8 protein-coding genes and 1 pseudogene are annotated in these 13475 nt (G+C 40.2%); 4 read left to right on the forward strand and 5 right to left on the reverse strand.

What is annotated here, in order from left to right; genetic code table 11:
* Nucleotides 1-127: 127 nt before the first annotated feature.
* The 4 genes and pseudogenes from F0475_RS11550 to gltX all read right to left on the reverse strand — a co-directional run.
* A pseudogene (locus F0475_RS11550) lies at nucleotides 128-1048 on the reverse strand (TonB-dependent receptor); the annotation flags it as partial.
* Between the two features lie 1155 nt (nucleotides 1049-2203).
* Nucleotides 2204-3292 carry a tryptophan--tRNA ligase gene (gene trpS, locus F0475_RS11555; RefSeq protein ID WP_155716748.1) on the reverse strand — a complete coding sequence of 363 codons (1089 nt, stop codon included), beginning with the start codon at nucleotides 3290-3292 and terminating at the stop codon, nucleotides 2204-2206.
* A 47-nt stretch (nucleotides 3293-3339) separates the two neighbouring features.
* Nucleotides 3340-3831: a hypothetical protein gene (locus F0475_RS11560; RefSeq protein ID WP_155716749.1), complete on the reverse strand. Its 492-nt coding sequence runs from the start codon at nucleotides 3829-3831 to the stop codon at nucleotides 3340-3342.
* A 17-nt stretch (nucleotides 3832-3848) separates the two neighbouring features.
* A complete protein-coding gene (gene gltX, locus F0475_RS11565; RefSeq protein ID WP_155716750.1) occupies nucleotides 3849-5366 on the reverse strand; it encodes a glutamate--tRNA ligase in 1518 nt (505 codons plus the stop codon).
* A gap of 108 nt (nucleotides 5367-5474) precedes the next feature.
* On the opposite strand from gltX, the gene F0475_RS11570 reads away from it, so the two are divergent.
* The 4 genes from F0475_RS11570 to F0475_RS11585 all read left to right on the forward strand — a co-directional run bounded on the left by F0475_RS11570 (nucleotide 5475) and on the right by F0475_RS11585 (nucleotide 10737).
* Complete coding sequence (locus tag F0475_RS11570) at nucleotides 5475-7526, forward strand: HD family phosphohydrolase (RefSeq protein ID WP_155716751.1); 2052 nt, start codon at nucleotides 5475-5477, stop codon at nucleotides 7524-7526.
* Nucleotides 7527-8107: 581 nt separating this feature from the next.
* A complete protein-coding gene (locus F0475_RS11575; protein ID WP_155716752.1) occupies nucleotides 8108-9802 on the forward strand; it encodes a hypothetical protein in 1695 nt (564 codons plus the stop codon).
* A gap of 182 nt (nucleotides 9803-9984) precedes the next feature.
* On the forward strand, nucleotides 9985-10191 hold the full coding sequence (locus F0475_RS11580; RefSeq protein WP_155716753.1) for a hypothetical protein: 207 nt from the start codon (nucleotides 9985-9987) through the stop codon (nucleotides 10189-10191).
* 12 nt (nucleotides 10192-10203) lie between these two features.
* Nucleotides 10204-10737 (forward strand): hypothetical protein, encoded by a 534-nt coding sequence (locus tag F0475_RS11585; RefSeq protein WP_155716754.1) that lies wholly within the window; start codon nucleotides 10204-10206, stop codon nucleotides 10735-10737.
* A gap of 32 nt (nucleotides 10738-10769) precedes the next feature.
* Here F0475_RS11585 and priA read toward each other — a convergent pair whose 3' ends face one another.
* On the reverse strand, nucleotides 10770-13079 hold the full coding sequence (gene priA / locus F0475_RS11590) for a replication restart helicase PriA (RefSeq protein ID WP_155716755.1): 2310 nt from the start codon (nucleotides 13077-13079) through the stop codon (nucleotides 10770-10772).
* Nucleotides 13080-13475: the final 396 nt, after the last annotated feature.

Consider the following 13475-nt stretch of genomic DNA (forward strand, 5'->3'; position numbering starts at 1 on the left):
TGGATTCTCTTGTTTTTTTTTGCAACACTAAGATAAGTGAAAATTCTGACATGGCAAAATCCTGAGCAACTTTTTGTTGCTCAGGTACTTAAAAAGTTTAATTTATAATAGTGTTGCGGAATTAAGGACCATCTAAAAAGAAATTCTTACGTTTTAGTGCCAATGTCGTCAATCCACTGACAGAATGGTTATAAGCCTCACGCACATCAAGGTCTATCCCTTGTATATCCTGACGTGTCTTAAGGAAAATAAGTTCCCACTTCACTTCATCAAACCACCATTTCGTAGCCTTAACAGACATTCCAGCCATGACTTTATTGAACTTATCATGGTCTCTTTCCACAATTCTATTGTCCAAATTTGCCAAGGTCATCTTGTAATTGTTCTTTGAGAACGAGAAGGCTCCACCAATACCAAATTGTAGACCAGTTTTATGATTGGTACGCTTAAACACCGTTGATACTTGATGTGTGTTGAATGAACCCAGTTCGTATGAGAAGTCAAAATATACTGGTGGGTATTCCTTTGTTACTACATTGACTGCTCCTCCTAAGGCTGAGCCACCAAACTTATAAGGGACAATACCTTTATATACCTCTATACGCTCTATCATATTCGTTGGGATATCGTTTAAGGCAACAAAGTTACTCAACTGCGACATCGGAACTTCATCCACATACATTCCCATACGCTTACCTTCTAAGCCACGAAGTGAGATTCGAGAGGCACTACCTAAACCTCCTGTATTTCGCACGGTAACTCCAACTGTACGCGCAAGTACGTCATTAATATTTGTCGCAGTACCTTGTAACTGACGCTGTCCTATAACAGATATAGGCATAGCCGACTCCTTCAACTTCCTAATCTCACTGCGTGCTGTCACAGTAACTTCTTTCATTTCTAAGGTTGTATCACGCTTAACAACGTCCTGCGCATAGCATGTAAGCAGGCTAAGGCTCGAAAGCAATATTAAACAAAATGCTTTCTTATACAACAAATAAACATTAGAAGCTACTTCTCCTATAGGTTTCTTTCTCTGTCTCTCCATCTGACTTGCTAATTAAGGACTTAATTGGAAATATTGATTTAAGTCCTTACTATTAAACTAAAATGTAATTAAATAACGTTGCAAAGATAGAGAATAACAAAATATAAGACAATACCTAAAAGTAAGTAAATAAATTGAAAAAGAACCTGGTGAAGAAATTGACAAATTGAATGATAAAATGACTAAATGGCAGACCATATCAATCACAAAATCACAATCACACAATCACAAAATCAATTATGGTAATATCGCATTTTTTCTTACATAGATAATGTATCATTATATATTATTATTTATTAATAAGGTATTATATTATATAAGAATCCCTTTTTACACATTGAAAATCCTTTTTGTGATTTTGTGATTGTGATTTTGTGATTGGGAATAAAAAGCCTCCCCCGACCCCTCCGAAAGGGAAAAGCCTCCCCCGACCCCTCCGAAAGGAGGGGAGCCCTTTTCCCATACAAGGGGCATACAATAGATAACGGATAATTAGCGTGCAAGTTAACGTGTTTATTACTATAGTTACTCCAGCAATCGAAGTAATCATAGTTTTGAACTTTGTTTTTGTGTTGCACGTTGTGGGAACACATCCCCTCCCTTCGGAGGGGCTTGGGGAGGCTTCCTCTATCTATACATATCTTTCTGTAAAACAGATAGTTGCAATGATGTTTGCGGAACTTATTACTCCAGTACCCCGAAAAACGATTGTTTTCAGAATAAACTTGCTTACCTTTGCAAACAGAAAGAAACAGCCCCACCCGACCTCCCCGAGAGGGGAGGAGTGCAGATAGCGAGATTGCCCCAAGAAGTTTAGAAGTTAGTGTTCTCAAGTTTTAGAAGTTAGTGTTCGTATGCTTGAAGATTAGCGTTATTAGAACAAAAGATTAGCGTTGGTAGAACAAAAGATTAGCATTGGCAAGATCAAACATAAATCAAAATCCTGAGTTCAAAATTATGATTACTGGTTAACCTAATAATTCTTCTCCACTCAAAGGGGACATCAACAATTCACAAGGAAAGACTCTCGCCAATTACACAAGACGATGTTCCCCAAAAAGAAGGAACGCATCAAAGGTTAAATAAACCTCTAACACGTCCCTATCATTAGTTTAACTTCTCACAAAAAAGGAGAACGTTCTTTGACTTTATGATTTACTTCTTCCTGAACTTCTCAGCCTGACTCTGAATCAAAGCTGTGTCTTCGAAGTAATTGATCTGCATAGCTGCACGAACTTCATCCATCGTCTTTGCAGCTACCTCACGAGCCTCAACAGATCCTTTCTTCAAGATGTTATAGATCTCTGGAATGTCTTGCTCGTATTCATGGCGACGAGTACGAATAGGGTCAAGTATCTTATTGAGCACATTATTTAAGAGCTTCTTACACTTCATATCACCGATACCACCAGCTGTATAAGCAACTTTCAGTTCGTCAAGATTCTGGAACTCTGGCCAGAACTCAGCGAAATCTTCATCGGTTGAGAAGGCATCCAGATAGGTAAACACAGCGTTACCCTCAACATGACCGGGGTCGGAGACATTCAAGTGAGTTGGGTCAGTGTACATTGTCTTCACCTTCTTCCATACGGTGTCAGCGTCGTCAGAGAGATAGATACAGTTACCAAGACTCTTACTCATCTTCTCCTTACCATCTGTACCAGGCAGACGACGTGCCGTTGCATTCTCTGGTAACATGATGTTTGGTTCGACTAATACAGGTGCATAAATCTGATTGAAGCGACGTACAATCTCGCGTGTCACCTCAATCATTGGCTCTTGATCTTCCCCCGCTGGTACGGTAGTTGCCTTGAAAGCTGCTATATCGGCTGCCTGTGAAACTGGATACGCAAAGAACCCCATTGGAATATTGGCTTCAAAGTTACGCATCTTGATTTCAGTCTTCACAGTAGGGTTACGCTGCACACGGCTTACACTGATAAGATTCATAAAGAATGTGGTCAGTTCTGCCAATTCTGGAATCTGACTCTGAATGTAGAGCATACATTTCTCTGAACTAAGCCCTGCAGAAAGATAATCCAAAGCCACCTCAATAATGTTCTGGCGAATCTTCTCTGGATTGTCAGCATTATCTGTCAACGCCTGTACGTCTGCCATGAAGACAAACATCTTATCGTAGTCGCCAAGGTTCTGTAACTCCACACGACGGCGAAGTGAACCCACATAGTGACCAAGATGCAACTTACCAGTTGGGCGGTCACCCGTTAAAATAATCTTTCCCATGTATCTTTATTTCTTATTTACGTTATTAATAGGAAGTCTGCATAATCCTATTGCCGATGTTCCTCTTCGACAGCAGCGGTATCAGCTTGCTGTTTCTCTTCCTCGGGCGCAGGAGTTGCTTCTTCCTCGGGCTCCGCTGGCTCTGGCGCAGTAACAACTGTATCAACAACAGGAGGAGCTGTGTTCTGGACTGGCGCTTCATAAGGAATTGTATCGACAGACAAGCTATCTGAAGCAACTGCCGCTGGTGGTGTTGGACGGAAAGCAACATAAGCACCAATTCCTATCGCTAATACAACTAAACCAATCAAGATACCCCATAAGATGGCATGATTGTTCTTCGTGTTTGTTTGAGCCGTTTGTGAAACTTGTGCATTCACTTGATTCTGTGGTTGATACTGCTGTCCTGCACTAATAAGAGGTAATGTTACCTCCATCGTTCCATGACAATGAGGGCACTGACATTCGATTGTCTGCCCCTCACTAGCTTCCACTATAAATTGTGTACCACAATTATCACATGTTATCTGATACTTCATCTATTCGATTTCTATCATTAACCAAGTACTTCTATAGCCTTGCGCATACGTTTTAAGGTTTCAGCTTTGCCAAGGAAAGCTGAGATATCAAACATACCAGGACCCTTACCAATACCAACCAATGTCAATCGGAAAGCATTCATTATATCGCCAAGCTTATAGCCTTTATCCTCTACCCATTTCATCACAACAGGTTCCTGACCTTCAATGGAGAAGTCGTCTATACCTTCAAGCACCTCTGCCAATTCTGTCATCTGCTGTGCAGAATATTCCTTCCAACGCTTCTTAACCGTCTTCTCATCGTAACTTGTTGGAGCGATAAAGAAGAAAGAACAAAGTTCCCAAAGCTCTTTCACGAAACTAACACGATCCTTCATCATGTGAACAACCTGTCTTACTTGTTCCATCGTAGCTTCAACACCATTATTAGCAACGATAGGTGCAAAGAGTTCTGCTATCTCGTCATCACTCTTACGGAGGATGTACTCATGATTGAACCATATACCCTTTTGATAATCAAATTTAGCTCCACTCTTTGAACATTTCGTTATATCGAATGCTTTTACTAATTCATCAAGAGAGAAGAGTTCCTGTTCGGTTCCTGGATTCCAACCTAACAATGCTAAGAAGTTCACCACTGCCTCTGGGAAATATCCACTCTCACGATAACCTGAACTTACTTCTCCTGTCTTAGGATCATGCCACTCTAATGGGAACACAGGGAAGCCTAAACGATCACCATCACGCTTACTTAACTTTCCCTTTCCTTCTGGTTTCAATAACAATGGAAGGTGTGCGAAACGTGGCATACTATCTTCCCAACCAAAGGCACGGTAAAGCAATACATGTAACGGTGCACTTGGCAACCATTCCTCACCACGAATTACATGAGAAATCTCCATTAAGTGGTCATCAACGATGTTAGCAAGGTGGTAAGTAGGCAACTCGTCTGCACTCTTATACAATACCTTATCATCAAGGATATCACTCTTAATGCAGACATCGCCACGAATCATATCATTGACATGCACCTCCTCACCTGGCTCTATCTTAAAGCGAACAACATATTGTTGACCATCGTCTATCAAGCTATCAACCTCTTCTTTCGACATGGTCAGAGAGTTGCGCATCTGAAGACGAGTATGTGCATCGTATTGGAAGTTCTGAATCTCTTTACGCTTAGCATCTAATTCCTCTGGAGTATCAAAGGCAATATATGCTTTACCAGCCTCTAACAACTGATTAACATACTTCTTATAGATTTCACGACGCTCACTCTGTCGATAAGGACCATGCTCACCTCCGAAGCTAACGCCCTCATCAAACTCTATTCCTAACCATTTAAACGAATCAAGAATATATTCTTCTGCTCCAGGAACAAAGCGATTAGAGTCTGTATCCTCTATACGGAAGATGAGTTTACCGCCATGCTGACGTGCGAAAAGGTAATTATACAAAGCCGTACGTACACCACCAATATGCAATGCGCCCGTTGGACTAGGTGCAAAACGTACTCTTACATTTCTCTCTGCCATTGTCTTAATTATTATTTTTCCTGCAAAATTAATGCTTTTTTTTGAGTATACGCCATATTTTTAGTATTTTCGCAAGTCCTTAGAAGTTAATAGAAACAATATAGAAATATGATAAGATTCAGAAACTTAGAAAACCACTATTGGCGAAATGTAGCATCAAGAACGGCATTGGTCATTGTTGCTGTGGTGATGATAGTACTTTTCTTACCACGAACAAAGGGGAAACTCTTCCATTATGATGAGGGAAAGCCATGGATGTATGGGCAGTTGATTGCCAAATTCGACTTTCCAATCTTCAAGACTGATGAAGCATTGAAGGCGGAACGTGACTCGATGATGAAGCATTTCCAGCCGTATTATAACGTTAATCCGTCTATCGAAGCAAAGAAGATTGAACAATTCAAGACTGCTTACAAGAATGGTATTCCAGGATTACCGCAATCGTATGTAGAAATCATTGCCCAACACCTGCATGATATTTATGAAGCTGGAGTGATCGACCCACAGCAATATTCTAAACTCGTGAAAGATAGCGATAATGTGATTCGTGTGGTCACTGGTAAACAAGCTGTGAGTGTTCCAATCAATAAGACCTTCTCAACCCTCGGAGCTTATGAACATCTCTTTGTGAATCCTACTTTAGGTTCGAAGCGTGCTATCTTACAACAATGTAATCTAAACGAATACATTGAACCAAACCTTATTTATGATAAAGATCGTAGTGAGACAGAGATGAATGATATGCTCAGTCTCATTCCGCAAGCATCAGGAATGGTATTGGAAGGACAGAGAATCATCGACCGAGGCGATATCGTGGATGCAAAAACGTATCGTGTGCTCAATTCATTCGAGCAGGCTATGGAGAAGCGTAACGCATCCGAAGCAGAGATAACATCAACCATCATTGGGCAAAGTATCTATGTTTTAATTCTCATCGGATTATTCACCCTTTACCTCGCTCTCTTCCGCAAAGATTATTTCGACAAGCCGCGTTCCATATCACTACTTTATGTGATGATAGTCATCTTCCCTATCCTCACTTCGCTAATGATGGAACATAACATTCTCAGTGTCTATATCCTGCCTTTCTCCATGGCGCCCATCTTTTTCCGAGTGTTTATGGACTCACGAACAGCCTTCATAGCGCACGTAACAATGATTCTTATCTGTGCGGTTGCCGTGAAATATCAATACGAATTTATTATCGTACAATTAGTGGCAGGCTTGATTGCCATCTATTCTCTTAGAGAATTATCCAAACGTAGTCAGATTTTCCTTACGGCTTTATTGGTTACTATCGGTTCTGCTGCTATGTATTTAGCTTTACAACTCATCCAAGCCGACGATCTCTCTAAGCTCGACCACACAATGTATTATCACTTTGGGGTCAATGCTTTCTTCCTTCTCTTTACTTATCCGCTTATGTTAGTGATTGAGAAGACGTTCGGTTTCGTTTCCACTGTAACGATGTTCGAGTTATCCAATACGAATAACGAACTGCTAAGACGATTGAGCGAGGTTGCACCTGGTACTTTCCAACATTCAATCACAGTTGGAAATCTCGCAACAGAAATAGCAAACAGGATTGGAGCTAAGAGCCAACTGGTTCGTACAGGGGCACTATATCACGATATCGGTAAAATGCTTAACCCTGCTTTCTTCACAGAAAATCAAGCGGGTATTAATCCGCACGATAAATTGACGGATCTTGAGAGTGCACGCATTATTATCAGTCACGTAACCGAAGGCTTGAAACTCGCAGAAAAATATAATCTCCCAAGGGAAATCAAAGAGTTTATCACCACACATCATGGTGCTGGAATGGCAAAATACTTCTACATCCATTACAAGAATGAGCACCCTGACGAGGAAGTCAATGAGGATCTTTTCCGTTATCCAGGACCTAATCCGTTCACACGAGAGCAAGCAATTCTCATGATGAGTGATACGGTGGAGGCAGCTTCAAGATCGCTGAAGGAGTATACTGAGGATAGTATCAGCGAACTCGTCAATAGACTTATTGATGGGCAGGTCGCTGACGGAAACTTTACAGACTGCCCAATCACCTTCCGAGATATTACTGCGGCAAAGGCTGTACTCATCGAACGACTCAAATCAATGTATCATACACGTATTCAATATCCAACGTTAAAGGCGTAAACAACTATCCTATTTTGTAATAGAATATTGTTAATTCTGCCACTCGTTTTGACGTTATTCTGAAAAGCTACCATAATTGGACTCAAATATCCAAATTATGGTGGCTTTTTGTATAGTAAGCACAACCCATTAACAATCAACCTTTTATCTAAAAACAACTTACAATATAAAGAGAAAGAACCCACTTATTTTGTGAAAATAGACTTAATTTTAACCGAAATCATCGTATTATTTGCAAAAAACAATACTACCTTTCATCAAAAATGATAGTACTTTTTCATGAAAACGATACTACTTTTCACTCAAAACGATACTACTTTTTTTCAAAAACCTACAATCAATACCATTTTCTGGCTTGTTACTTTGCTATAAAACGCTAGAATAAAAAAATAGAATGTAAAGTATATTCTTATAAAAGCACCTATCATTTCACAAACAACTTCCCTTACTTTCGCACTTAACATATATATGCACATTTTAAGACGAAATGAGAAAAAGATAGGAAAGATTTGGAAGTTTAGAACAATATATATAACTTTGCAACCAAATTTATAGGTTTTTTATATACAAACAAACAACCAATGAAGTATTCAAAAATCATCATTGCTGCAACAATGTTAGCAATGACTACAACAACACAAGCCGGAGGTTTACTCACAAATACCAATCAAAGCATTGCTTTCAACCGTAATTTTGCACGTGTTGGTGCGATTGGTATCGATGGAGTTTACTTTAATCCTGCCGGCGTTGCATTTCTCAGTAATGGATTCCACCTATCTCTCAACTTCCAAAACGCTTATCAAACACGTGAAATAACATCATCTTTCTCTGTTCCAGCATTTGAACAAGTACCTGCATTGCAGCCGTTTGCAAAACCTTTCAAGCTCAATGGAGGAAAAGAAGATGGCAGTAAGTTTTATAAAGGTAAGGCTTCTGTGCCCATCCTTCCATCATTTCAAGTAGCTTATAATAAGGATAAATGGAGTTTTCAAGCTGGTTTTGGCTTGACAGGTGGCGGTGGAAAGGCAACTTTCAACGAGGGACTCCCTAGTTTCGAACGTCAGGTATCACTTCTTCCTGCTTTAATCAACCAAAAACTCCCAACTTTTGCAGCACTTCTTGATCAGAAGGAGACGCCTGCAACGGCTTATAGTATGCAGAGTTATATGAGTGGACAGCAATACGATTTCGGTTTGCAACTCGGTGCAGCATATAAAATCAATGATCACCTTGCTGTTTATGGGGGTGCACGATTCAATTATGTTTATAACAAATACGAAGGGAACCTTACCAACATCTCTGCAAATGTTGGTGGAAACAATCAAAATCTATACGATTACTTCGATTCTAAGGTAAAAGCTCTTAACGAAAAAGCTACTTCGTTACAGGCGGCAGCTACTGCAGCTAGAACGCAAGCCGCAGCTTTACAGGCACAAGCTAATGCAACGACAGATCCAACAGCCAAGGCACAACTATTGGCTGCAGCAAATCAATATGCTGCGGGTGCTGAGAAAGCTAGTAACGGAGCGATGTTAGTGAGTGCTGGAGCCGACAAACTCAGTAGCAGTAAGGAACTCGTAAAGGATCGTTATGTAAAAGTGAGCCAACGTGGTTGGGGGATTACTCCTATCCTCGGCATTGATTATCACAATGGAAAATGGAATCTTGCAGCTCGCTATGAGTTCACAACTAAGTTCAATGTTGAGACAAAGGCTAACCCAGATGATACGCACAGTTATGAAGATGGCGTAACAACTCCTAACGATATTCCTGGTATTCTTGCTCTCGGCGCACAATATGAAGTATTGAAAAACCTGCGCGTTATGGCTGGTTACAACTATTACTTCGATAAAGAGGCACGAATGGCAAATAACAAACAGAAGCTCCTTGCGCACAATACACAGGAATTCCTTGCTGGTGTTGAGTGGGATATTACTCCTGCAGTGACGGTTAGTGCTGGCGGACAACGCACAAAGTATGGACTAGGCGATGGTAAGTATCTTACTGATCTCAGTTTCGTTACGAGCAGTTACAGCTTCGGCTTTGGTGCAAAGATTAAAGTTGCTAAGAATGCACACCTCAATGTTGCTTACTTCTTTACAAACTATTCTAACTTTAAGAAGGAATACAACGATGCAATTACTGTCGGTAAAGATCAAATCACACAACCTGATGGTTCTGTAAAGGTACAACCTATCGTAATTAATACCAAGAATACGGATATCTTCACCCGCACGAATAAGGTATTGGGTGTCGGACTTGATATTGATTTCTAAAAACAATAACTCACAACCGAGTTAATCTAACCACAAAGCGGAGATAATTGAATGACTTCAACTTATCTCCGCCTTATTTTTCCCTTCACTTCAATTCATTAAGATTCGAAAAGACTTCCTTTTAAACACTTGCAAATATCAAGTAATATTCATATATTTGCAGCAGAAAATACGTTTCTATTATGGATACAAACAAAAAAATACAGATTCTAAGAGCTAAACGTAGAATCTATCAAGCTCGGAAGACGGAAGAATATCAGCAACGAGTAGCCTCTTGTCTTTCCAAAGAAGAGAAGAAAATCCTCTTCAGTGGGGATGGTTTTGTACGTGTCCCAGACGAAGAAGCAAAACGAGAGAAGATTGATGTATATCCTTACCTCATACAATAAAGCAAAAAGAACATGGGTATACAGCATTATCCTTATCACTTTGTAAAGAAAGTCATAGAGCCTTGGGATGGACCTCAAGGCTTTTTGCTTTATAAATACTTGTATTCATTCAAGTCACCAAAGTCACTTCAAACTTATTGGGTATGGATAGAAGTTTATCGTCATCATTTCTATGCTGTTAAATTCCATCTAAAGACTCATCGGGATAGTGATAAGAAGTACAATGTTATGACTGGACTGGATGAACCGAGGGAATGTATCTATACCTGCATGGCTATCATGAAGGAAATAGCAGATAAAGATTCTTGTGCTTCTTTTGGTTTTATTGGAGCTAATAGAATTGATGAACAAGAGAAGAATACAAGTAGATTCCGTGTTTACAGAAGATATACACTTACGCTATTTGGACATAACGAATACGAACATCTATTCAATATTGAGAAAAGTGCTTATTTATTGGTAAATAAAAAGGAGATGGAGAAGAATCCTCAGCTTATCACAGACATTGTTAATGGTTTTAAGGAGCTGTATCCCTATTTCGATTAAGGAATCCTTTCTAGGCAAACAACCATATTGCCTTACAACGGATCAACATCATAATACACCTGCAAAGCACCATAACGCTTATCTTTCATCATGGCGTCTAATGCTCCACGAAGATACTGGCGGACACGAGGATAATCAATACCATTCTCTAATTTCAGTACTATCTTTCGAATACTTAATGTCTTCACACGTGCTACTGCAGGCTTATCAGGACCAAGAACACGAGCCCCGAAGATATCACGCAACCTACTTCCAAGTTCTACCCCAGCCGTATTGACAATGTTCTCATCCCTATGCTTTAAGTAGACATACACCAGATGATAGAACGGGGGATAATGAAATTCGCGTCGTTCGTCTAATAGTTCCTTAAAGAATGTCGGATAATCATTGTGGACAACATACTGGATAACGGGTAAATCAGGTGTCTTGGTTTGAAGTATCACCTCTCCCCTCTTTCCCTTTCTACCGGCTCTACCACTCACCTGACTCATCATCATGAAGGCTTGCTCATAAGCTCTAAAGTCAGGATAGTTCAACATTGAGTCAGCATTTAGTATGCCCACAACAGAGACTTTACCAAAGTCTAATCCCTTAGTAACCATTTGCGTACCAATCAGAAGATTGTTCTTGCCCGTCGAGAAGTCATTAATCAATCGCTCATAAGCATTGCGCGTATGGGTTGTATCTAAGTCCATTCGGGCAATACGAGCCTCTGGAAAGATGGAACGAATCTCATCTTCTATCTTCTCCGTACCATAACCACGTCCTCGAATATCCTTACTTTCACAACAAGGGCATACCTCGGGCACCTTCATTGTATATCCGCAATAATGGCAACTTAGGTAGTTCATACTCTTATGATAGGTCAGTGAGATATCGCAATTAGGACATTTCGGTACCCAACCACATTGTCTACATTCTATCATAGGTGCAAAGCCACGCCTATTCTGGAATAAGATTGCTTGTTCCCCACGCTCTAAAGCACCACGCACAGCCGATAACAAGTGAGGAGAGAAAGGACCTGACACCATCTTCCGACGATAGAGATCTTTCATATCCACCACTTCGATTGAGGGTAACTGAATATCTTTATAACGACGGCTTAGCTTCACAAGTCCATACTTGCCTTGTTTTGCATTATAATATGATTCCATTGAGGGAGTTGCTGTACCCAACAATGTCTTCGCACCAGCATACATTTGTGCCAATACGATGGCTGCTGACCGTGCATGATAGCGTGGTGCAGGATCTTGCTGCTTAAAACTTTGCTCATGCTCTTCGTCTATTATGACAAGACCGAGCCGATGAAAAGGAAGAAAGACGGCACTTCTCGCACCAAGGATAACATCGTACGGATTGGAGGAAAGCTGTTTCTTCCATATTTCCACACGTTCGGCATCGCTATACTTACTATGATATATACCCAACCGATTGCCAAACACGGCTTTCAATCGTTCTGTTATCTGCACAGTAAGGGCTATCTCTGGAAGAAGATAGAGCACTTGCTTATGCTCATTAATGGCTTTCTGGATTAGATGGATATATATTTCCGTCTTACCCGAAGAAGTCACTCCATGTAACAAAGTCACAGGATGCCCCATCATCTGCACCAAGATATGATTGTAAGCCTCGGTTTGTGCCTCGTTCAAAGGCTTCATCTTCTCTGGAAGAGGAGCAATATTATGATTGAGACGTCCCACTTCCTTCTCATAAGTAACAAGTATCATCTTTTCTTGAAGCGATCGAATGACTGCTATTGACGCATGAGACTCATTCATAAGTTCCTCTCTTGTTACCTCACGAAGCTCTGTTTCTGGCAAAAGATGTTCTATATTATCAACTCCCGTCAGTCTAAGATAAGTCATAAGAACATCCAACTGCTTTACAGCTCTCTTCATAGAACTGATTAAAAGGGTGAGCGTTTGTTCGTCACGATACTTATCCGCCAAACAAATAAACAATTCCGTGCGAGGTCGGAAACCATCTTCTGCCTTCAAACCTGAAGGAAGGGCAGCTTTATAAACGTCTCCAATGGGCGACATATAATAGTCGGCTATCCATTTCCAAAGCCTCAACTGCTGCGGAAGAAGTATCGGGCTATCATCCAATACATCAGCAATGTTCTTATATTCAATCTTCTTCTTCCCTTGCTGTGCAACTTCTTTTGCAGGCTTAGGAACATCAACAGGATATTCAGCAACTATACCCACATAAGTCTTACTCTTACCAAACGGAACTATAACACGCATCCCATTCTGCACCCGTGAAGCCAAGACATCAGGTACACTATATGTAAAATAGCCATCAAGTGGCAAAGGTAAGATGATATTTGCGTAAGTCATTTGCTGAAAATTACCATTCTATAGTGGCGCAAAGGTACAAATAAACTTTCTATGTCTTCAAATCCTGTGTCATTAAATAATATGTTCTCATGTCATTCCACCTTCAAAGCCAATGTTACTCCCCCCTTGTGTTCGTATGTTACTCTGTCTTCAAAACTTATGTCATTAAATAATATGTTCTCATGTCATTCCGCCTAAAACCTATGTTACTATCCCCTTGTGTTCGTATGCTACTCTGTCTTCAAAACCTATGTCATTGAAAAATATGTCTTTATGCTTTCTATGTCAAAAACCTCCAATATTTCTTATTTTAACTATTTATTTAACAATTACACTTTGTGTTGCCAAACAGATATTGTCAGGTTGATACATACAACCAGTTCTGACCATTGCAGT

Origin of the sequence: Prevotella vespertina, from assembly GCF_009728485.1 — a bacterium.
Taxonomy (GTDB): Bacteria; Bacteroidota; Bacteroidia; order Bacteroidales; family Bacteroidaceae; genus Prevotella; species Prevotella vespertina.

Bases quoted from the DNA above. Each gene is read 5' to 3' on its own strand.
- F0475_RS11580 (WP_155716753.1), top strand. From the start codon at position 9,985: ATGGATACAAACAAAAAAATACAGATTCTAAGAGCTAAACGTAGAATC.
- F0475_RS11570 (WP_155716751.1), top strand. From the start codon at position 5,475: ATGATAAGATTCAGAAACTTAGAAAACCACTATTGGCGAAATGTAGCA.
- gltX (WP_155716750.1), bottom strand. From the start codon at position 5,366: ATGGCAGAGAGAAATGTAAGAGTACGTTTTGCACCTAGTCCAACGGGC.
- trpS (WP_155716748.1), bottom strand. From the start codon at position 3,292: ATGGGAAAGATTATTTTAACGGGTGACCGCCCAACTGGTAAGTTGCAT.
- F0475_RS11560 (WP_155716749.1), bottom strand. From the start codon at position 3,831: ATGAAGTATCAGATAACATGTGATAATTGTGGTACACAATTTATAGTG.
- F0475_RS11575 (WP_155716752.1), top strand. From the start codon at position 8,108: ATGAAGTATTCAAAAATCATCATTGCTGCAACAATGTTAGCAATGACT.
- priA (WP_155716755.1), bottom strand. From the start codon at position 13,079: ATGACTTACGCAAATATCATCTTACCTTTGCCACTTGATGGCTATTTT.
- F0475_RS11585 (WP_155716754.1), top strand. From the start codon at position 10,204: ATGGGTATACAGCATTATCCTTATCACTTTGTAAAGAAAGTCATAGAG.